The organism is Pseudomonas shirazensis (assembly GCF_050496565.1).
GTDB lineage: Bacteria > Pseudomonadota > Gammaproteobacteria > Pseudomonadales > Pseudomonadaceae > Aquipseudomonas > Aquipseudomonas shirazensis_A.
In genome coordinates this window covers 718330-739426 of sequence record NZ_JBNWAE010000001.1, presented here as the reverse complement: position 1 = coordinate 739426, position 21097 = coordinate 718330, and the positions used below count along the sequence as shown (strand labels likewise).

18 protein-coding genes and 1 pseudogene are annotated in these 21097 nt (G+C 57.9%); 13 read left to right on the top strand and 6 right to left on the bottom strand.

Annotated elements, in window-relative coordinates; translation table 11 throughout:
• Positions 1–66 precede the first annotated feature (66 nt).
• The 6 genes and pseudogenes from ACQZ2L_RS03325 (at position 67) to ACQZ2L_RS03300 (ending at position 6159) form a co-directional block, all read left to right on the top strand.
• Positions 67–1317: an efflux RND transporter periplasmic adaptor subunit gene (locus ACQZ2L_RS03325; protein WP_047279635.1), complete on the top strand. Its 1251-nt coding sequence runs from the start codon at positions 67–69 to the stop codon at positions 1315–1317.
• A gap of 24 nt (positions 1318–1341) precedes the next feature.
• Positions 1342–4503 (top strand): CusA/CzcA family heavy metal efflux RND transporter, encoded by a 3162-nt coding sequence (locus ACQZ2L_RS03320; protein WP_047279636.1) that lies wholly within the window; start codon positions 1342–1344, stop codon positions 4501–4503.
• A 31-nt stretch (positions 4504–4534) separates the two neighbouring features.
• Positions 4535–4779, top strand: a pseudogene (locus tag ACQZ2L_RS03315) (group II intron reverse transcriptase/maturase); the annotation flags it as partial.
• Positions 4780–4962: 183 nt separating this feature from the next.
• Positions 4963–5286: a DUF2790 domain-containing protein gene (locus ACQZ2L_RS03310; RefSeq protein ID WP_003253432.1), complete on the top strand. Its 324-nt coding sequence runs from the start codon at positions 4963–4965 to the stop codon at positions 5284–5286.
• Positions 5287–5487: 201 nt separating this feature from the next.
• Entirely contained in the window at positions 5488–5682 is a 195-nt protein-coding gene (locus ACQZ2L_RS03305; RefSeq protein ID WP_255032616.1) for an MbcA/ParS/Xre antitoxin family protein, read from the top strand.
• Between the two features lie 144 nt (positions 5683–5826).
• The gene (locus ACQZ2L_RS03300; protein ID WP_047279638.1) at positions 5827–6159 is read left to right on the top strand and encodes a DUF2790 domain-containing protein; all 333 of its coding nucleotides are present in this window, start codon (positions 5827–5829) and stop codon (positions 6157–6159) included.
• A gap of 430 nt (positions 6160–6589) precedes the next feature.
• Here the strand turns inward: ACQZ2L_RS03300 and ACQZ2L_RS03295 are convergent, their stop codons facing one another.
• The 6 genes from ACQZ2L_RS03295 to ACQZ2L_RS03270 form a co-directional block, all read right to left on the bottom strand.
• Positions 6590–7045 (bottom strand): DUF411 domain-containing protein, encoded by a 456-nt coding sequence (locus ACQZ2L_RS03295; RefSeq protein WP_047279639.1) that lies wholly within the window; start codon positions 7043–7045, stop codon positions 6590–6592.
• Positions 7035–7817 (bottom strand): c-type cytochrome, encoded by a 783-nt coding sequence (locus tag ACQZ2L_RS03290; protein WP_047279640.1) that lies wholly within the window; start codon positions 7815–7817, stop codon positions 7035–7037. Before ACQZ2L_RS03290 ends, ACQZ2L_RS03295 begins: the two co-directional genes overlap by 11 nt.
• A gap of 10 nt (positions 7818–7827) precedes the next feature.
• Positions 7828–8928 (bottom strand): copper resistance protein B, encoded by a 1101-nt coding sequence (locus tag ACQZ2L_RS03285; protein ID WP_047279641.1) that lies wholly within the window; start codon positions 8926–8928, stop codon positions 7828–7830.
• Positions 8918–9241, bottom strand: coding sequence for a hypothetical protein (locus tag ACQZ2L_RS03280; protein WP_080960264.1), 324 nt, complete (start codon positions 9239–9241; stop codon positions 8918–8920). Before ACQZ2L_RS03280 ends, ACQZ2L_RS03285 begins: the two co-directional genes overlap by 11 nt.
• A gap of 14 nt (positions 9242–9255) precedes the next feature.
• Positions 9256–11169 carry a copper resistance system multicopper oxidase gene (locus tag ACQZ2L_RS03275; protein ID WP_047281597.1) on the bottom strand — a complete coding sequence of 638 codons (1914 nt, stop codon included), beginning with the start codon at positions 11167–11169 and terminating at the stop codon, positions 9256–9258.
• Positions 11170–11350: 181 nt separating this feature from the next.
• The gene (locus tag ACQZ2L_RS03270; RefSeq protein ID WP_047279644.1) at positions 11351–11557 is read right to left on the bottom strand and encodes a co-regulatory protein PtrA N-terminal domain-containing protein; all 207 of its coding nucleotides are present in this window, start codon (positions 11555–11557) and stop codon (positions 11351–11353) included.
• A 164-nt stretch (positions 11558–11721) separates the two neighbouring features.
• Between ACQZ2L_RS03270 and ACQZ2L_RS03265 the strand changes: the two genes are divergently transcribed.
• The 7 genes from ACQZ2L_RS03265 (at position 11722) to ACQZ2L_RS03235 (ending at position 20975) form a co-directional block, all read left to right on the top strand.
• Positions 11722–12399: a heavy metal response regulator transcription factor gene (locus ACQZ2L_RS03265; protein ID WP_047279645.1), complete on the top strand. Its 678-nt coding sequence runs from the start codon at positions 11722–11724 to the stop codon at positions 12397–12399.
• Positions 12399–13805: a heavy metal sensor histidine kinase gene (locus ACQZ2L_RS03260; RefSeq protein WP_060477658.1), complete on the top strand. Its 1407-nt coding sequence runs from the start codon at positions 12399–12401 to the stop codon at positions 13803–13805. The genes ACQZ2L_RS03265 and ACQZ2L_RS03260 overlap by 1 nt, the downstream gene beginning before the upstream one ends.
• A gap of 470 nt (positions 13806–14275) precedes the next feature.
• Positions 14276–15526: a TolC family protein gene (locus ACQZ2L_RS03255; protein ID WP_060477667.1), complete on the top strand. Its 1251-nt coding sequence runs from the start codon at positions 14276–14278 to the stop codon at positions 15524–15526.
• Positions 15523–16983, top strand: coding sequence for an efflux RND transporter periplasmic adaptor subunit (locus ACQZ2L_RS03250; protein WP_060477657.1), 1461 nt, complete (start codon positions 15523–15525; stop codon positions 16981–16983). The genes ACQZ2L_RS03255 and ACQZ2L_RS03250 overlap by 4 nt, the downstream gene beginning before the upstream one ends.
• Complete coding sequence (locus ACQZ2L_RS03245) at positions 16980–20138, top strand: efflux RND transporter permease subunit (protein ID WP_047279649.1); 3159 nt, start codon at positions 16980–16982, stop codon at positions 20136–20138. Before ACQZ2L_RS03250 ends, ACQZ2L_RS03245 begins: the two co-directional genes overlap by 4 nt.
• Positions 20135–20488 (top strand): copper-binding protein, encoded by a 354-nt coding sequence (locus ACQZ2L_RS03240; protein ID WP_047279650.1) that lies wholly within the window; start codon positions 20135–20137, stop codon positions 20486–20488. The genes ACQZ2L_RS03245 and ACQZ2L_RS03240 overlap by 4 nt, the downstream gene beginning before the upstream one ends.
• 160 nt (positions 20489–20648) lie before the next feature.
• Positions 20649–20975 carry a four-helix bundle copper-binding protein gene (locus ACQZ2L_RS03235; protein WP_371326763.1) on the top strand — a complete coding sequence of 109 codons (327 nt, stop codon included), beginning with the start codon at positions 20649–20651 and terminating at the stop codon, positions 20973–20975.
• The last annotated feature ends 122 nt before the right edge of the window (positions 20976–21097 follow it).

Sequence of the window (21097 nt, the reverse complement as noted above, 5' to 3'; positions counted from 1 at the left end):
GGGCCAAACATTTTCTTCGGCACCCAGCCTTGAACAAGCCGGTGCCTACGATCAGCAGGAGTAGCAATGGATAACAAACGCAAGATCGCCCTCGCGGTAGCCGCTGTGGCAGCCCTCGGATTTGGCAGCCTTGCCTGGAACAATAGTTCCGGACAGCAGGCCGCCAGTACCGCCGAACATGGCGCTAACGATGGCCATGGCGACGAAAAGAAAGCCTCATCTGCCGCCCAAGAGGAAGGTGATGAGGGCCATGGCGAAGAAGGCCACAGCGAAGAGGGCGGTGAAGAAGAGGGCAAACTGACGCTCAGCGATGAACAGATCAAGGCAGCCGGCGTTGCCCTGGAAGCTGCAGCGCCGCGTGACTTGGGTACAGTCGTGAGCTTCCCGGGCGAAATTCGCTTCGATGAAGACCGTACTGCCCACGTGGTTCCTCGTGTTCCTGGCGTTGTTGAAGCTGTCCAGGCCGACCTGGGTGAGACGGTCAAAAAGGGTCAGGTCCTCGCTGTAATCGCCAGCCAGCAGATCTCTGACCTGCGCAGCGAACAACAGGCCGCACAGCGTCGCGTCGAACTGGCGCGTGTGACCTTCCAGCGTGAGAAAGAGCTGTGGCAGGACAAAATCTCTGCAGAGCAAGACTACCTCCAAGCACGCCAAGCGTTGCAAGAAGCGGAGATCTCCTTGGCCAACGCCAAGCAGAAGGTCGGCGCTATCGGTGCCTCGGTTAACTCCGTTGGCGGTAATCGATACGAGCTTCGAGCTCCCTTCGACGCCGTGGTAGTGGAGAAACATCTGACCGTTGGCGAAGTCGTAAGCGAGGCGACCAACGCCTTCATCCTTTCCGACCTGAACCAGGTTTGGGCAACCTTCGCCGTCCCGCCTACAGATCTGGGCAAGGTCACGACTGGTCGTGCGGTGAAAGTCTCTTCGCCTGACATGAACGTCGAGGTCGAAGGGAAGGTGGGTTATGTCGGCAGCCTGCTGGGCGAGCAAAACCGTGCAGCTACTGTCCGCGTCACCTTGACCAACCCCAACGGCGCCTGGCGTCCAGGCCTGTTCGTGAACATTGCGGTCACTTCCCAGACCGATCGAGTTGCCGTAGCGGTCCCCGAGCACGCAGTGCAGACCGTTGAAGACAAACCTTCGGTATTCGTACGCACCCCAGATGGCTTTGACACCCGCCCGGTAAAACTGGGTCGCCGCGACAGTGGGTACGTGGAAATCATCGACGGTATTGAAGCCGGCGCCCAGGTAGCAACCAGTGGCAGCTTCACACTCAAGTCCGAGCTCGGCAAAGCTTCTGCCGAACACGGTCACTGATGCGAACTGACAGGATGATTTCTCATGTTTGAACGTATCATCAGATTCGCCATCGAGCAGCGCATCGTAGTAATGATCGCTGTTCTGATCATGGCGGGTATCGGTATCTACAGCTATCAAAAGCTGCCCATCGATGCGGTACCCGATATCACCAACGTTCAGGTGCAGATCAACACTGCAGCGCCTGGTTACTCGCCCTTGGAAACCGAACAACGGATCACGTTTCCAGTTGAAACGGCAATGGCCGGTCTCCCGGGCCTTCAGCAGACCCGTTCCCTGTCTCGCTCTGGCCTGTCTCAGGTCACCGTGATCTTCAAGGATGGCACTGACATCTTCTTTGCCCGCCAGTTGATCAACGAGCGGCTGCAGGTTGCGAAGGAACAGCTGCCAGAAGGTGTAGAGGCCGTCATGGGTCCGGTATCTACCGGCCTCGGCGAGATCTTCCTATGGACTGTTGAAGCCGAAGATGGCGCGGTCAAAGAGGACGGTACGCCGTACACCCCGACCGACCTGCGCGTGATCCAGGACTGGATCATCAAGCCTCAGCTGCGTAACGTCCCGGGTGTGGCCGAGATCAATACCATCGGCGGTTATGCCAAGCAGTTCCTGGTTGCGCCGGATCCAAAGCGCCTGGCTACCTACAAGCTGACACTCAATGACCTGGTTGCTGCGTTGGAAAGTAACAACGCCAACGTCGGCGCCGGCTACATCGAGCGTAATGGTGAACAGTTGCTCATCCGTGCACCGGGTCAGGTAGGCAATATCGAAGACATCGCCAACATCGTGATCACCAGTGTGGATGGTGCACCGATTCGCATCAGCAGCGTAGCTGACGTCAGCATCGGTAAAGAGCTCCGTACAGGTGCTGCTACTGAGAACGGCCGCGAAGTCGTGCTCGGTACCGTGTTCATGCTGATTGGTGAAAACAGCCGCACCGTATCTCAAGCTGTCGCCGCCAAATTGGCGGACATCAACCGCACCCTGCCAAAGGGCGTGGTGGCTGTGACTGTTTACGACCGTACCAACCTGGTTGAAAAAGCCATCGCGACGGTGAAAAAGAACCTGGTGGAAGGCGCGATCCTGGTTATCGCCATTCTGTTCCTGTTCCTCGGCAACATCCGTGCGGCTTTGATCACCGCGATGGTGATTCCGCTGTCCATGCTGTTCACCTTCACAGGCATGTTCAACAACAAGGTCAGTGCCAACTTAATGAGTTTGGGGGCACTCGACTTCGGCATCATCGTCGACGGTGCCGTGGTTATTGTAGAAAACGCGATCCGTCGACTGGCTCATGCGCAACATAAGCATGGCCGCATGCTTACCAAAACCGAACGCTTCCACGAGGTCTTTGCCGCGGCGCGAGAAGCTCGTCGGCCGCTGATCTTCGGCCAGCTGATCATCATGGTGGTGTACCTGCCGATCTTCGCCCTCACCGGCGTCGAAGGCAAAATGTTCCACCCGATGGCCTTCACCGTTGTGATGGCGCTGCTGGGTGCAATGATCCTGTCCGTTACTTTTGTTCCTGCAGCTATTGCCATGTTCGTCACTGGCAAGGTGAAGGAAGAGGAAGGCGTGGTCATGCGCACAGCTCGACTGCGCTATGAGCCGGTTCTGCAATGGGTGCTGGGACACCGGAACATCGCTTTCTCGGCCGCAGTAGCTTTGGTCGTGCTCAGCGGCGTACTGGCAAGTCGTATGGGTAGCGAGTTCATCCCAAGCCTCAGTGAGGGCGACTTTGCGCTTCAGGCCATGCGTGTGCCTGGAACGAGCCTCACTCAGTCCGTCGAGATGCAGCAGCGTCTGGAGAAAGCGGTGATAGCGGAGGTGCCTGAAGTTGAGCGGATGTTCGCACGCTCGGGTACCGCAGAAATTGCATCTGACCCGATGCCGCCAAACGCCTCTGACGCCTACATCATGCTCAAGCCTCAGGATCAGTGGCCTAACCCCAAGAAGCCACGCGATGAGCTGATTGCTGAGGTGCAGAAGGCCGCGGCAGGTGTTCCAGGAAGCAACTATGAGTTGTCACAGCCAATCCAGTTGCGTTTCAACGAGCTGATTTCGGGCGTACGTAGTGACGTCGCGGTGAAGGTCTTCGGCGATGACATGGACGTGCTTAACAACACCGCCAACAAGATCGCGGCAGCTCTACGAGCGGTACCGGGCTCGTCGGAAGTGAAAGTTGAACAGACATCCGGTCTGCCGGTGCTGACTATCAACATCGATCGCGAAAAAGCAGCACGCTACGGTCTGAATATCGCGGATGTTCAGAATTCGATCGCTATCGCCGTGGGTGGCCGCCAGGCCGGCACGCTGTATGAGGGCGACCGCCGGTTCGACATGGTAGTGCGCCTGCCTGAGACCGTTCGTACCGACGTAGCGGGTATGTCCAGTTTGCTGATCCCGGTACCCGCTAATGCGGCTCAGGGTGCCAATCAAATCGGCTTCATCCCGCTGTCGCAGGTCGCTAATCTGGACCTGCAACTGGGCCCGAACCAAATCAGCCGCGAGAACGGCAAACGCCTGGTAATCGTCAGCGCCAACGTTCGAGGCCGTGACCTGGGCTCCTTCGTTGAGGAGGCGACCGCTTCGCTGGATAAGAAAGTGCAAGTTCCTGCAGGCTACTGGACGACTTGGGGTGGCCAGTTCGAGCAGCTGCAGTCGGCAGCCAAACGCCTGCAGATCGTTGTTCCAGTCGCCTTGCTACTGGTCATGACCTTGTTGTTCCTGATGTTCAACAACCTGAAAGACGGCATGCTGGTCTTCACTGGTATTCCATTCGCACTTACCGGTGGTGTTGTGGCGCTGTGGCTACGGGACATCCCACTGTCGATCTCGGCAGGTGTCGGCTTCATTGCACTGTCCGGCGTTGCAGTCCTGAACGGCCTGGTGATGATTGCCTTCATCCGCGGGCTAAGAGAGGAGGGGCGGACGCTCAGGCAGGCAGTCGATGAAGGCGCATTGACCCGTCTGCGACCTGTTTTGATGACAGCTTTGGTAGCGTCCCTGGGCTTCATCCCGATGGCCTTGGCCACCGGTACCGGTGCAGAAGTTCAGCGTCCATTGGCAACGGTGGTAATTGGCGGGATCCTGTCCTCCACCGCACTGACCTTGCTGGTATTGCCTGCCCTGTATCACTGGGCACACCGCAAGGATGAAGACGGCGACGAGGCCGAAGTGGTTAGCTAACAGCCTCCGCTAAAGAGAAGCCCACAACACGTGGCTCAGGCACAAACTGCGCTGTGTCATCTGGCGACAATGGAAGCAGCCTTCGACGAGGGCTCGCAACCTGATACGGCTGGGGCTGGGTGCAGAGCGTGCCTGTAAATCGACCTCCAATGGAAGGCGGCCATGGTGGAACTCGGGTGCACCACATATGAATCAGGCGCTGCCGAAGAAACTATGGGACGCCTTGGGCTTGTCTCGATACTGGATACGATCAACCGGCTTAGTCGCATAACCTGAACCGCCGTGTACGGAAGCGTACGCACGGTGGTGTGAGAGGACGGCGGGCGTGAACCCGCCTCCTACTCGATTAAAGTGAAGTAGATGCACTTACCTTTCAAAATTGTAAGTTTCTCGTCATGCCGGTGATGCCTATGCATTGCTAAGGTTATGCCCGAGAAGTTTTGAAATTTAGAGGGTTTTATGAAAAAGCTAATTATCGCTGCTGCACTTGTTGTTTTCTCGGTGGCTTCGCAGGCCAACACTTTCTCCGAGAGCAAGCAGCTGCAATACACCAAGGAACACCAGACCGCAGTGGCCAAGTACGCGGAGAAAAATGGCAAGCCAATGCCAGAGATTCAGGATTACAAATATGGCATGAAGATCGACGTTGCTAAGTTCGTACGTCAGTCGCAGGACCCCCGTACCTGCCAGGTCTACCCACGGTTGATGACCTTCGAGGACTCCCAGGGCACGCTGAAGACTGTTCGTTACTCGATGTATTCGCAATGCATCAACAACAAGTAGTAAATGATTTGAACAGTACAATTAGAGATTTCGTAAATGCCAGGCAGTGCCTGGCATTTTTTATTACGCCCGTTGCCTCCATAGGTTCGAAATTTTTGCGCCTGGGCCCGGGCAAACCGTGCAATAGATCTCAGCCAACCAACAGAGACGGCTCTGAGCCAACCCGTTCAGGCCCATCGCCTGGATGCCCAGCAGAGCGCGGTGGCGTTCCAATATGCGAAAGGACCGGAGATAGCATCGAAGGTATTAGGCTCTCAGATGCTCGCGGAGCAGTGGCTTTGTCGGCCGTGCGGTCATTTGATGGGTTTTGTTCCATTCGAGATGCTCGACACGTCGCTCGGGTTCAGCCTAGTAGTGGACTATCTTGAGCGTCTACTCTTGGGTGTCTACCAATAGTTTGCCTGAGGGGGAACGGGTATGCGGTGAAGCCGCAACGCTACCTTCTTCTGCAAGCGGGACTTACAACCTTGTAATCCCCGTATCACTCAATTGACAGCGACCAAACCTTAATCTTCAGTCACGTCTAGTGGAGTGATTGAAATGAAAGTCATCAAAAGTATCACCGCCATCCTGGCCATAGTGGCCTCCTCAGCCGCACTCGCCGAAGGAGGATCCGACCGTCTATACGGGAAAATGATTCAGGCCAATGAGCAAGCTATGCGAGCTTATGCAGCCGCCAATGGTAAGAAGCCACCGGAGGTGATCCATTATCGCTACGGGATGCGGCCCGACGTGGCGAGGGTAATCAGCATGACATCGACCACGGCGAGCTGTGACGTGATGCCGGCACAGATGAACTACGAGGATTCCAACGGAGACGTGAAAATCCTTGAATACCGGACCGCTGGAGTCGGTTGCCGGGGCCAGAACTGAGCACTGAGCGAGCGGACAGGACTTACGCTGATAAAAAGCCGGGTTGAAGCGTCAATTCCGGCGATTGATCGCCTGGTGACCGGCTTACATGACTCGTGGAGTACGATGAGGATTGGTAGCTCAGACAGGAGAGCCTAATGACTGAATCAGTGCGCACCACGGTAAAGTGCCTGATCCCGGCGACGGCTCCGGCGATGTGATTGTGGAATTACCCGACAATATTCTGCGCGAGCTCGGGCTTACGACGGGCTACATACTCTCCATGGAGCTCATCAACGGCGATATCGTACTCAAACCAGTACGCGAGCGCCGTGAATCTGATTAGCTATCTTTTACAGGCCCACTGTATCGTCGTGTTGAGCAGATGAAGCTTTCTAGCCGGAGCACATGGGACGGCAGTCAGCCTACTGCCGTCCTTCTGGTCGATGTGTTATTTGGCCGGATAGTTGGCGACTACTTGGTCCTCGCCGCTTTTGGTTAAACCAATGACTTGGTAGGTATGGCTTACGCCATCAACCTCCATGCCTGGGGATCCAGCTGGCATTCCTGGTACGGCGATCCCGGCCAGATCGTTCCGCCCCCTGAGCTCTCGAATCTGCTCAGCTGGCACGTGACCTTCGACAAACTTTCCGTCGATCACTGCTGTGTGGCAGGACGCTAACCGTGGCGCTACGCCCACCTTCTGTTTCACTGCGCTCATGTCCGTCTCAACATGGTCGATCACTTTGAAACCATTAGCTTCCAGGTGCGCGATCCACTTCTTGCAGCAACCGCAGTTCGCGTCTCGGTGAACGTTGATGGACAATGGCTCGGCAGCGTAGGCCGCCGAGGTCACCAGAAGCCCAGCGATAGCAGCTAGCCGAACGAAGACCCGGTTAGTTGGCATGAGTGTGCTCCTTACCGTCTTTGTGAACATGCGTCTTAGGCGACGATGCCGGGTGGGGATCCGAATGGGCCTCGGCCGCATTGTGGTCACCGTGATGATCTGCCGCTTGGGCGGAGCCTGCGGGTGCAGTTCCGTGGTCGTGAGCTGCCTGGGCATGATCGTCGTCTGCCGCTTCGTCGTGATCACCATGCTCGGCACGACTGCTTACGCCGTGCTGGCCCTCATGGTTGTGCATATCGCTTTCACCGCCGCCGTGCTTGTGGCCACCGCTCGTGGCCACTAGAGCCTTGTACTGCTCAGGATTGATTTGGGGCAGTTGGTTCAGGAACGCGACGATTCCCCAGATGTACTCATCACCCATGCTCTTGCCCCAAGCGGGCATGCCGGTGGCTTTGATACCGTGTTTGATCGTCCAGAATGCGGCGGCCGGATCGCCTCCGACACCGACCTTGGTGAGGTCAGGTGGCGACGGGTATAGCGCTTGGCTTAGTTCAGTCTGCCCAACGCCTGGGGCGAGGTGGCACCCAATGCACATGGCGTTGTAGTTGCCTGCTCCTGCCTTGATCAACGCGGCATTCTTTAGGTCAGGCACTTCAATGTCTCGCGCTCGAACCTCAATCGACCGGTCGCGAGCCATGGCGAGAAACGAATGGACAGCCGGAAAGTGAGGATCATCGGCGCCGACATTCACCAAGCCGAAATACGCCGTGCCCAATACAGCAGCACTTCCGAAAGTACCGGCCACGAGCAGCGTTGTAATTGTTCTTTTCATGTTGAAATTCTCAGAACCACATCCTGATACCGGCAACGAAGCGTGCCTCATTAACATCTCCACCCTCGTCTCGGATGAAGTCAGCGGTGTTGCCGTAGGAGCGGCTCCAGGTAACGCCTATGTATGGAGCAAACTGGCGGACAATTTCATACCGTAGACGCAGGCCGACTTCGGTATTGGCCAGACCCGAGCCAACACCGCGCTCAGGATCGTTCTTGCCATAGAAGTTCGCCTCGGCCGTGGGCTGCAAAATCAAGCGATTGGTCAGCAGGATGTCGTATTCGCCCTCAAGACGCGCAGCAGTCTGGCCGTTCTCGCCTATGAACGCCGTGGCTTCGGCCTCGAAGTCATACAAGGCCATGCCCTGAATACCAAAGGCTGCCCAGGTCTGTGGGGATTCCGGTTTGAAATCCTGACGGACCCCGGCGACCACATCCCACCATGGACTGACCGAGCGGCCGTAAAGCAATTGCAGCTCGGCGTCTTCGGTTACCCCATTGGTGCGCTCGCCTTCCGAACGAACCCAGAGTCGATTAATGTCACCGCCTACCCAGCCTGAAGCGTCCCAGGCCAGGGTGCTGCCCTCATCGGCGTCCTGGTATTCGAGCTGGTCCAACAGGAAGAAACTGTTGATTCCGCTGTCGTGCACCTGGTGGCCACCCAAAGGCGGAAAGGCTGCCTCACGGTCGGCATCAGTGAGCACTGGAATCGGCGTGCGGCTAGTTGTGGTTGGAGAAGTCGCTGAACCATGATTCATCTGGGAATGGTCCATGCCCTTCATCGAACCGTGATCCATGCCCTTCATGGTTCCATGGTCCATCTTGCTATGGTCCACCGGGCTGGATTTGCTCTGGCTTTGAGCATGCCCCATCTGGCTGTGATCAACAGGGGCAGTCTGTTTCTGATGTTTGCTAACCCCCATCTTGCTGTGATCCATCGCCGGCATCGATTCGGACGGAGCAGCATCCATTTGCATGGAACCGTGCCCCATTTTCGAATGATCCATGCCCGAGTGATCCATTTCTTCAGCGGCGAAGCTGGGCGTTACGCCCAGCATGCCGATTGAAACAGTCAGGGCCAGCAGCGAAGGCCGCCCAAAGCTATTGGCCATCTTTCCCTGCCTTAGCTTTGTCGCTGCCATGCGATTCCATCATTTTGTCGTGGTCCATGCCTTCCATCGAGCCATGGTCCATCCCCTTCATCGAGCCGTGGTCCATACCTTCCATGGAACCATGCTCCATGCCTTCATGGTTCATCCCCTGGCCCTGCTTGTCCTGCGAGCCTTTGGCTTTGCCTGCCTCGGTGGATTTCTGTGAGTGCTGATCATGGTTGTCGCTGGACCACGACGACGGGGCATAAACAGCCAGCATGCCTACCATCGCAGCAGAAAGGAAAAAGGCGCTTCGTTTCATTGGTTTGCTCATCTCAGATCTCCGGTTCATTCGTCCACACGGACTTCTCGGAACATGCCCATTTCCATGTGGAACAGTAGGTGACAGTGATAGGCCCAACGTCCCAAGGCGTCTGCGGTGACGCGATAGCTTCGTTTTGAGCCAGGTGGCATGTCGATGGTGTGCTTGCGAACCATGAAGTTGCCATTCTCGTCCTCCAGATCACTCCACATACCGTGGAGGTGGATGGGGTGAGTCATCATGGTGTCGTTGACCAAGGTGATGCGAAGACGCTCGCCATATTTCAACCGCAGCGGTTCAGCGTCGGAGAATTTGATACCGTCGAACGACCACGCGAACTTCTCCATGTGGCCGGTAAGGTGCAGTTCGATTGTGCGTCCAGGCTCTCGACCATCGGGATCGATGAAGGTGCTCCGCAAATCGGCGTAGGTCAGCACTCGGCGCCCGTTGTTGCGCAGGCCAATTCCCGGATCGTTCAGCTTCGGGGTCGGCGACATGGTCTGCATATCGACCAACGGGTTGTTGGTCTCGGAAGCCGGATGGCTCTGCATTGCCCCGCTCATGCCGGCCATGCCCTCATGACCCATCCCAGCCATCTTGCTGTGATCCATGCCGGCCATATTGCCGTGGTCCATCCCAGCCATCTTGCTGTGGTCCATGCCGGCCATGCTGCCATGGTCCATTCCAGCCATCTTGCTGTGGTCCATGCCGGCCATGCTGCCGTGGTCCATCCCAGCCATCTTGCTGTGGTCCATGCCGGCCATGTTGCCTTGGTCCATGCCAGCCATGCTGCCGTGATCCATTCCGCCCATGCTGCCGTGGTCCATGCCCATGTCGCTCATGGCGATGATCGGGCGCGGATCTACCTCCGGCACGGGCGCTTGCAAGCCTTCACGAACTGCCAGGGTGCCTCGGGAGTACCCGGTACGGTCCATGGACTGCGCGAAGATCGTATAGGCCTGCTCGTTTTCAGGTTCGACGATGACATCGTAGGTTTCCGCAACGGCGATCCGGAACTCATCGACCGATACGGGTTTGACGTACTGGCCGTCGGCAGCCACAACCGTCATCTTGAGCCCAGGAATCCGGACATCGAAATAGGTCATGGCCGAGCCGTTGATAAAGCGCAGGCGGATTTTCTCGCCGGGCTTGAAGATTCCCGTCCAGTTGCCGTTCGGAGCCTGGCCGTTCATGAGGTAGGTGTAGGTATACCCGCTCACATCAGCGAGGTCGGTGGGGCTCATCTTCATTTCAGCCCACATCTTCCGATCCGCTACAGCGGCCGACCAGCCTTTCTCGCTCACATCGTCAACGAAGTCGCCAATTGTGCGCTTGTGGAAGTTGTAGTAGTCAGATTGCTTCTTGAGTTTGGAGAGCACCTGCGCCGGGTCTTCATCCGTCCAATCGCTGAGCATGACGACGTAATCACGGTCATATACAAACGGCTCCGGATCTTTGGCATCGATCACCAAAGCCCCATAGACCCCGGACTGTTCTTGGAAGCCTGAGTGACTGTGATACCAGTAAGTGCCGTTCTGGTGGACCTTGAACTTGTATTCGTACATGCCATCGGGAGCGATGCCGTGGAAGCTCAAGCCCGGCACACCGTCCATGTTGGCGGGCAGGATGATGCCGTGCCAGTGAATGGAGGTGTCCTGTTTCAGCCGGTTGCGTACGCGCAGCGTCACGGTGTCGCCTTCGCGCCATCGCAGGATTGGCCCTGGCACGGAGCCGTTGATGGCCATGGCCGTACGAGCTGCACCCGTGATGTTGACGGGCAGTTCACCGATATACAGATCGAAGTCCGTGCCGCTGAGCACGTTCGGTTGGCCAGGGCTGGTCACGGCCCAGACCGGCGCGCGCCACATGCCGAGCCCACCCAGAAGTCCGGTAGCGGCCAGGCCTTTGACGAAAGATCGTCTCGTGGTTTTGCTTTGCATGCCGTTGCGTCCAGTCAGGTAGATCGCTGATATCCAGGCTGCTCGATGGCGCAGCCCTTGGGTTCATTGGTGCTCTCACCAGTCTCGTAGACTTTCGCCACTGCGCGAGGCTGATGAGAGGCCGTAGTCTGAAACTGCCATAGTTCAGATTCCGGGGTGATTACATTTCTGTAAGCTCGGATCAGCAGCTTTCGTGGCCCGCGTGCTTGCTGGACTGGGCGGCGACTGGCGCCTGCTCTCTCTTCTCCTGCGCAACCTGGTAGCCCTGCATGGAACTTTGGCGAGCCGCTTCCATCCGCGCAAAGGTCCGGTCCGCGCCGCCCTCTGCCAGGGCAATGCCTGCCGTGCCGAAGGTAACGACCAACACAATTGCTTTGACCATGTTCATCTGGAGATCCTCAATGGTTCTGCGCCTCATGGCGTCAGGTACGTGGTCAAGTTAGCCTCGCGGTGCTGTCAGAAAACTGATCTCGACATTACTTTTCCGTCAGCTTCTGGTTGGGCGTCTTTTTTCCTGCAAACTGGAGATGCACCCCGCGTGGATGAGAGCAGATGAAATTACTCGTAGCCGAAGATGAGCCGAAAACCGGTGTCTACCTCCAGCAAGGCCTGACAGAAGCTGGCTTCACCGTTGACCGGGTGATGACAGGCACTGATGCCCTGCAACACGCGCAGAGCGAAGCCTATGACTTGCTGATTCTCGATGTGATGATGCCGGGGCTCGATGGCTGGGAGGTTCTGCGCAAGATACGCGCAGCGGGTAAGGATGTGCCGGTCCTTTTCTTGACGGCCCGTGATGGCGTAGACGATCGCGTGAAAGGTTTGGAGCTGGGCGCTGATGATTACCTAGTGAAGCCCTTTGCATTCTCGGAGCTGCTGGCTCGGGTTCGCACGTTGCTGCGCAGAGGCAACGGTGGTTCTGCTCAAACCACCATGAAAATGGCAGACCTTGAAGTGGACCTGCTCAAGCGCCGGGCTACGCGAAACGGTAAGCGTATCGACCTTACTGCCAAGGAGTTTTCCCTGTTGGAGCTGCTCATGCGCCGACGCGGCGAGGTGCTCCCCAAGTCGCTGATCGCTTCTCAGGTCTGGGACATGAACTTCGACAGTGACACCAACGTGATCGAGGTCGCGATTCGCCGACTGCGGGCCAAGATTGATGACGACTTCGCGCCAAAGCTCATCCACACCGCCCGAGGCATGGGCTACATGATGGATGTGCCCGAGTGATGCGCCCGCAATCATCCCTCGTCAAGCGACTGACACTAATGTTCATGTTCGCGGTGACTGCTGTCTTGGTCGTTGCCGGCGTGGCTTTCTACGGGCTCAGCCAGCACCATTTCCGGATGCTGGATGAGCAGGCGCTTGCCGAAAAGCTGGAGTCAACGCGTCATATCCTTTCCATTTCAGCAGCGCGAGGCGAGCTCGACGATCAGGAGCAGCAACTGCGGGCATTGCTCGGCGCACATCAGGATCTTTCGGCGAAAATCACCAAGGCTGACGGCACGGTCCTTTTTTCAGACTCCAAAGCCTCCCAAATCCCTCAGCGGTTCGAGCAGGCGCGCCAGGGTGCGGTTTGGGAATGGCAGGATGAAGCGCAGAACTTCCGCGGTATCACCGCCCAGTTGACTATCGCGGGCGAGCCGGAACCGGTAACGGCCGTGCTGATGCTCGATGTCACCACTCACGCGCATTTCTTTGTCACCCTGCAATGGTGGTTCGGCATCGGCTTGGTGATCAGCGCGATTGTGAGCGCAGGCTTGGGCTGGGTCGTGGCCAAAAGCGGACTCCGGCCTGTCAGGCAAATCACCAAAGTGGCCACCGGGATGTCGGCAAAATCTCTCCGCGAGCGCATTCCACTGGAGCCCGTACCGCTTGAGCTTCAGGAACTCATCCTGTCTTTCAACGGGATGCTGGGACGGTTGGAGGATACATTCGTTCGGTTGTCCAACTTCTCTGCCGATATCGCTCACGAGTTGAGAACGCCGGTCAGCAACCTGCTGACTCATACCGAAGTGGTGCTCACCAAGAAGCGTGACCTGGATGCCTATGAGGAAAACCTCTATTCGAACCTGGAAGACCTCAAGCGCATGTCGCGCATGATCGACGACATGCTTTTCCTAGCCAAGGCGGATAATGGTCTGATCGTGCCCGAGCAGATCGATGTGGACCTCTCCGAACTCGTATCCAAGCTGTTCGAGTACTACCAGTTTCTGGCTGAGGACCGGGGCATTCAGCTGACCCTCCAAGGTCGTGGCAAGGTTCGTGGTGATCGCCTGATGATTGACCGAGCCCTTTCCAACCTATTATCTAACGCGTTGCGCTACACCCCGGAAGGCAATGAGATAGCAGTGCAGATCGAGCAAACACGTGAAACCGTGACGCTATCCGTACGTAACAGCGGAGTAACCATCGATCCTCAGCACATTGGCAAGATCTTCGACCGGTTCTATCGGGCCGATCCAGCCAGACGCGAAGGTGGTCCAAGTAATGCGGGCCTGGGGCTGTCGATCACACGTTCCATTATTGAGACTCACAGCGGACGAATTTGGTGTACTTCAGAGGAGGGTGTCACAACCTTCTTCATCAGCCTTCCTGCCTCCAAGCGGTTGGTTGGTGCAGCCCCAACCCCTTAATGCTGAATTCATCCCGGTAACCTATACTCGCCCATCATGAATCGGTTCATTCGACTGCTCACCATCCTGATGATTATCGTGGCGCTTCCGCTTAACGGGATGGCGGGCATCGATTCGGCGACTGAACCTTGCCCAATGCAGACCATGGGCATGGAAATGATGGCGGGCATGGACCATGACTGCTGCCAGGACCAAGACCCGGGCAAGACTGGTGACCATGCCAAATCCTGCAAGGTGGGTCAGGAGTGCAGGACTGCCAGCACAGTGCAGCTCAGCTTCCTGACGCCTGGACTGACCTATGCAAAGCCACGGCCTGCCGATACCTACGCTGTAGGCATAGCGACAGGTTCTCCCCCCGATCCATGGCGTCCTCCCCGCGTCTGACTCCCTCTTAATTTCACACCATCGTTCTGCTTAGAAGCGGGGCGATGGCACGCGCCTGGGCGCTGATCTTTCGAGGAATCATTTTCATGACTCCCCAACGTTTTCAGGGACGGATCACCACGGCCGTCCTTTTCATACTGCTGCCGGCTGTCTCGGCACAGGCTGTAACGCTGTCGCTGGATGAGGCGCTGCAATTGGCTGAACGCAACGCTCCCTCTCTACAGGCCCGCCTGGAGCAGGCATCAGCTGCTCGCAGCTCGGTCATCCCAGCGGGCGAACTACCCGATCCGCGCCTCAATCTTGGGGTACAAAACCTGCCGATTGAAGGCGCTGATCGCTGGAGCATGAACAGAGACTTCATGACCATGCAGGTGGTTGGCCTGTCCCAAGACGTACCGAATCGGGAAAAACGCAAAGCTCGTGTAGAGACAGCTCAGGCCACGGTCGAGCGAGCCGATGCCGAGGCAGTCTTCGAGCGCCTGAAGATTCGGGCGGCAACCGCACAGGCTTGGGTTACGGCGTACACCGTGCAGCGAAAACTTGAACACTTCGACGCTTTCTACAAAGAAAACCAGCTGCTGGCATCTACGGTGCGGGCGCGCCTGGCCGGAGGCGCAGGCTCAACGGCCGATACGCTGGCTCCCAAACAGGAATTGGCACAGCTGGACGAGCAGAAAGATGTTTTGTTGAGTCAGGCAGCTCAAGCGCGATCCGCGCTGAAGCGCTGGATTGGGCAGGACGCCGAAGTAGGCGCGCCGACTTTCCCTGTCTGGCCAGTAGACGCAGCTGAATACCTGCACTCCGTTCATGCCCATCCGGAGCTCAATACCTACAACGCCATGACACGCGAGGCGCAAGCCCAGGTACACCAGGCCCAGGCAGAAAAGAAGTCAGATTGGTCTTGGGGGGTGGATTATCAGCGTCGTGGCCCGGACTTCAGCAACATGGTCAGCCTGCAAGTTAGCTTCCAGTTGCCGTTGTTCACTGGCTCACGGCAAGACCCGATGATTGCGGCACGACGCGCACAAGTTCGCCAGTTGGAGGACGAGCAGGACGCTGCCCTGCGCGAGCATCAAGCCCAGCTAGAAACAGACCTTGCCGAGTACCAACGCTTGCAACGGGCGGTGCGGCGCAGTCGCGAAACGCTTCTACCTCTGGCCGAGGACCGGGTACGCCTCGCTCTTGCGGACTACCGCGCCGGTAAGTCGTCGTTAAGTGAAGTGCTGTCGGCACGTCGGCAACGCGTGGAAGCGCTGTTACAGGATGTGGACCTGCAAGGACAGTTGGCGGCAACAGCAGCGCGTCTGCATTTCGTATATGGAGAGGTGCAGGCATGAGGGGTAGGTCGATTGGTTTGGTTGTGGCTGCTGCCCTTGCTATTGGGATAGGTGCGGGCTTCTGGCTGGGTGGACGTGGCACGGTTACCCCATCTCAGCCAGATGGTGAGCAAAAAGCGCTGTACTGGTACGACCCGATGTATCCCCAGCAGCATTTCCCGGCACCCGGTAAATCGCCATTCATGGATATGCCGCTCGTGCCCAAGTATTCAGACGACGCGAATGACAAGGGGCAGCTCGCGGTTCAGGTCTCGGCTGGGCTCCAGCAAAATCTCGGGATTCGATTGGCAACGGTGACGGCTGGCCGGCTTGAACGATCCCTGAGCGTGAGCGGCGTTCTGGCGTTCGACGAACGCGACTTCAGCGTATTGCAGGCCCGTACTGGCGGTTACGTCGAACGCGCATATGGCCGAGCGACGGGGGACATAGTTGTCAAAGGGGCTCCTCTAGCCGATGTGCTGACCCCGGAGTGGGCTGGTTTGCAGGAAGAATATCTGGCGTTGCGACATTCCGGCGACGCTCAGCTGACGGCGGCGGCGCGACAGCGGCTCGTGCTCTCCGGCATGCCGGTCGACCTGATCAACCGGGTCGCGAGTACTGGGAAGGTGCAGCTCTCGGTCACACTTTCTGCGCCTACTGCCGGTGTAATCCAGGTTCTCGATCTACGACCCGGCATGACGCTGACGCCGGGGGCTACCTTGGCAAGGATCAACGGAGTGGCCAACGTCTGGCTGGAAGCCGCCGTGCCAGAAGCCCAGGCTCAAGGTCTCCACGAAGGCCAGCCTGTACAGGCGCAATTGCCAGCGTTTCCAGGTGATCCCGTACCGGGCAAGCTGACTGCGCTGTTGGCCGATGCCGACTTGCAAAGCCGTACTTTGCGCCTGCGTATCGAGTTGCCCAACCCGGATGGACGGCTTCGTCCTGGAATGACCGCACAGGTGGCTCTCCATCCCAGCGTGTCCGCCGAGGAGAGTCTCTTGGTGCCTGCCGAGGCGGTCATACGCACCGGCAAGCGGGATCTGGTGATGCTGGCTGAAGACGATGGTCGCTTCCGACCGGTGGAAGTCGTGTTGGGTCAGGAGAGCAAGGGGCAAGTTGCGGTGTTGCAGGGCCTTCAGGCAGGTCAGCGCATCGTCGCATCCGGGCAATTCCTGCTGGACTCCGAAGCTAATTTGAAAGGCATCGAAGCGGCGACGGCGCAGGATGCTCAGCCCAAAGCGGGGCCCGCCCTCCATGAAGCGAACGGCCGTATCGTGCAGATAGACGGAGCCCAGCTCACCGTTGCCCATGGTCCCTTCCTCACCCTGGGCATGCCTGGGATGACCATGACCTTTCCGGTGGCTGATCAGTCGCTCCTTGATGGCCTCAAGGTCGGTGCGCAGATTCGCTTTGGCATACGCGAACGAGACGAGGGCATGGTGGTTGAGCAGATCAAAGTGTTGGAGGGCCAACCATGATTGCCAAACTGATTCGCTGGTCGGTAGGCAACCGCGTGCTGGTGCTTCTCGCCACGCTGTTTCTGGTGGCATGGGGATTCGTCTCGGTGAGGAGCCTGCCAATCGACGCCTTGCCCGACCTGTCGGATGTACAGGTGATCATCCGCACGTCCTACCCAGGACAGGCACCTCAGATCGTTGAGAATCAGGTGACCTATCCGCTGACCACCACCATGCTTTCGGTTCCGGGAGCCAAAACAGTACGTGGCTTCTCCGCATTCGGTGACAGCTTCGTCTACGTGCTGTTCGAGGATGGCACCGATCTGTATTGGGCGCGCTCTCGGGTTCTTGAGTATCTGAGCCAGGCGCAATCGCGATTACCTGCGGCAGCCAAGCCGGTATTGGGACCGGACGCCACCGGAGTGGGCTGGATTTATCAGTATGCGCTGGTTGATCGCAATGGCGGCCATGACCTGTCGCAACTGCGCAGCCTGCAGGACTGGTTCCTGCGCTATGAGCTCAAGACCCTGCCGGATGTCGCTGAGGTGGCCACCATCGGCGGTATGATCAAGCAGTACCAAGTCGTCCTCGATCCGCTTCGCATGGCCAGCCTCGGTATCACCCAAGCTGAAGTGGTGGAGGCTATAGGCAAGGCCAACCAGGAGACCGGTGGCGGTGTGCTGGAGCAAGGCGAAGCAGAATTCATGGTTCGTGCGGCGGGCTACTTAACATCGTTGGACGATTTCAGAGCGATCCCACTGCGACTGGCTGCCAAGGGCGTGCCGGTGAAGTTAGGCGATGTCGCTACGGTGCAGATAGGTCCGGAAGCCCGCAGAGGCATAGGCGAGCTGGACGGCCTCGGTGAGGCCGTAGGTGGAGTGGTTATCCTGCGCAGCGGCAAGAATGCTCGTGAGGCCATCGCGCACGTTAAGGCCAAGCTCGAAACCTTGAAGAAAGGCCTACCTACCGGGGTGGAGCTTGTCACCGTCTACGACCGCAGCCAGCTGATCGACCGTGCTGTGGAGAATCTCAGTCACAAACTTGTCGAGGAGTTTGTGGTAGTGGCGTTGGTATGCGCAGCGTTTCTCTGGCACCTGCGCTCGTCGCTGGTTGCCATCGTGTCGCTGCCCGTGGGAATTCTGATTGCGCTGATCGTCATGCGTCATCAGGGCATCAACGCCAACATCATGTCCCTTGGCGGAATCGCTATAGCCATCGGTGCAATGGTGGACGCTGCCGTGGTCATGATCGAGAACGCCCACAAACGAGTTGAGGCCTGGAATTCCCGGCACCCTAGTCAACTTTTGCGGGGCGAAGCGCATTGGAAGGTTATGACGGAGGCAGCCGTGGAGGTTGGTCCTGCGCTGTTCTTCAGCCTCATGATCATCACGCTCTCGTTCATCCCGGTGTTCACACTGCAAGCCCAAGAGGGCCGCCTCTTTGCCCCCCTGGCCTTTACCAAGACATACGCAATGGCAGCGGCGGCTGCGTTATCGGTGACCCTGATACCGGTGCTGATGGGGTACTGGATCAGAGGGCCACTGCCAGCGGAACAGCGCAACCCGCTCAACAGGGTGCTCATCCGGCTATACCGTCCGGCATTGGAGGTCGTCCTGCGCCGGCCTCTGGTGACCCTCGCTGGAGCAGCGCTTATCCTGCTCAGCAGTCTGTGGCCCTTGAACCATCTCGGCGGCGAGTTTCTTCCCCCCCTTGATGAAGGTGATCTGCTCTACATGCCTTCAGCCTTGCCTGGGCTCTCGGCGCAGAAAGCTTCAGAGCTGTTGCAGCGAACGGATCGCTTGATTCGTACCGTCCCCGAGGTAGCCAGTGTTTTTGGTAAGGCCGGCCGCGCCGAGTCGGCCACCGACCCTGCACCTCTGGAGATGTTCGAGACCACCGTGCGGCTCAAGCCCAAGAGTGAATGGCGTACCGGTATGACCACGGAGAAGCTCATCGAAGAGCTTGACCGTATCGTGCGTGTGCCCGGGCTCACCAACATCTGGATTCCGCCTATCCGCAACCGGATTGACATGCTGGCCACCGGCATCAAGAGTCCAATCGGCGTCAAGGTTGCCGGCAGCGATCTGAACCAGATAGACCGGGCTACCCTTGCTGTGGAGCGGGCAGCGAAAAAGGTGCCTGGAGTGACTTCGGCCCTGGCAGAGCGTTTGACTGGCGGCCGCTACATAGATCTGGACATCGACCGCCATGCCGCTGCCCGTTATGGCCTGAACATCACCGACGTTCAGGCTATTGTTGCCGGTGCAATAGGTGGCGAAACCATTGGGGAAACGGTTGAAGGGTTAGCTCGTTATCCCATCAGCGTGCGCTATCCACGCGAATGGCGTGATTCCGTGGAGGCGTTGCGTCAGCTTCCGATCTACACCTCGCAGGGCGGCCAGCTCACGCTCGGCACCGTGGCCCGCATACGTATTGCCGATGGCCCGCCAATGCTCAAGAGCGAGAATGCTCGCCCCTCAGGTTGGGTGTACATCGATGTGCGCGGCCGAGACCTATCGTCTGTTGTCGCAGACCTACGTCAATCTATCGACAGCGAGGTAAAGCTCGATCCGGGCATGAGCTTGAGCTACTCCGGTCAGTTCGAATACCTGGAGCGGGCGAACGCCCGCCTGGCCTGGGTGGTGCCGGCCACCTTGGCCATTATCTTCGTGCTGCTTTACCTGACATTTGGGCGCTTCGGTGAAGCAATGCTCATCATGGGCACCTTACCTTTTGCCCTAACCGGAGGCGTTTGGCTGCTGTATCTGCTGGGCTACAACCTGTCGGTGGCCACAGGCGTAGGTTTCATTGCCCTGGCCGGCGTAGCGGCGGAGTTCGGGGTGATCATGCTCATTTACCTGAATAACGCTTGGGCTGAGCGTCAGGCCGAATGCGAAACCACACGCGCAGCGCTGCTCGATGCAATCCGTGAGGGCGCGGTGCAGCGCATCAGACCCAAGGCAATGACTGTGGCGGTCATCGTTGCAGGCCTGCTGCCCATCCTCTGGAGCAGCGGTACCGGCAGCGAGGTCATGAGTCGCATCGCGGTGCCCATGGTGGGCGGGATGCTGACCGCTCCATTGCTCTCCCTGTTTGTAATACCTGCGGCGTACTGGCTGGTCCGTCGCCGCGAACTCGCTGTAACAACCCCTCACTTTTCAGGAGTAATCCAATGAAAAAGCTATTCGTCATCGCAGGCCTGGTCACAGTTTTCGCCGCCAGTGTGCATGCCCAGGACATGGATGGTATGGACATGAAGAACATGCCAGCTTCCGCCGAGGGTGGCCAAGGCACCCAGGCGGCATCCACTGCGCATGCTGAAGGGACAATTAAGGCGCTGGATCCGCAAAGCGGAAAAATCACCTTGGCCCACGGCCCAGTAGCAGAGCTCAAATGGCCGGCGATGACCATGGGTTTCCAAGCGGAACCTGCACGGCTGAACGGCTTGAACGTAGGAGACAAGGTGGAATTTGCATTCCGTATGGAGGGAAGCGTCGCGAAAATCGTGAGCATTCAGAAGCAGTGATTTTCCAGCCTTAAATGATCCGGCAGGCCTTCACACCGAGATGCTTCGGACAAGCTTACAGAAATGTAATCAATCTTCAGGACCCCGTCAGGTCGAACGCTACATACCGTTTTGAAACGGTTTACTGGCATCACATCGACCCGATACCGGAGATATGACCATGAACAGTCGCTTTGAAGAATGCATCTCGGAATGCCTGCGCTGTGCGCTGGCCTGTGAAGGCTGTGCGACAGCCTGCCTTCAAGAACAGGATGTAAAAATGATGGCTGACTGCATCAAGCTGGACAGGGATTGCGCAGATATGTGCAAGCTTGCGGCTACCTTGATGGCACGAGAAAGCATGCTTGCCAGAGAGCTATGTGCCCTATGCGCCAAAATTTGCCGGGCCTGCGGGGAGGAGTGCGGTCAGCATAAGGCAGACCACTGTCAGCATTGCGCACAGGCCTGTATGGCCTGCGCAGAATCCTGCGAAGCAATGGCTGCGTAGCGCATCTAGCCCAGTCTTCGCCGGCTTTCCATGCGCCTGATAAAGGACTTGGATACGTCGATAACCGTCGGACTAGGGAGACGGGTAGATCGCTGATGTTGAGTATGCGCTCTGGCGGAGCC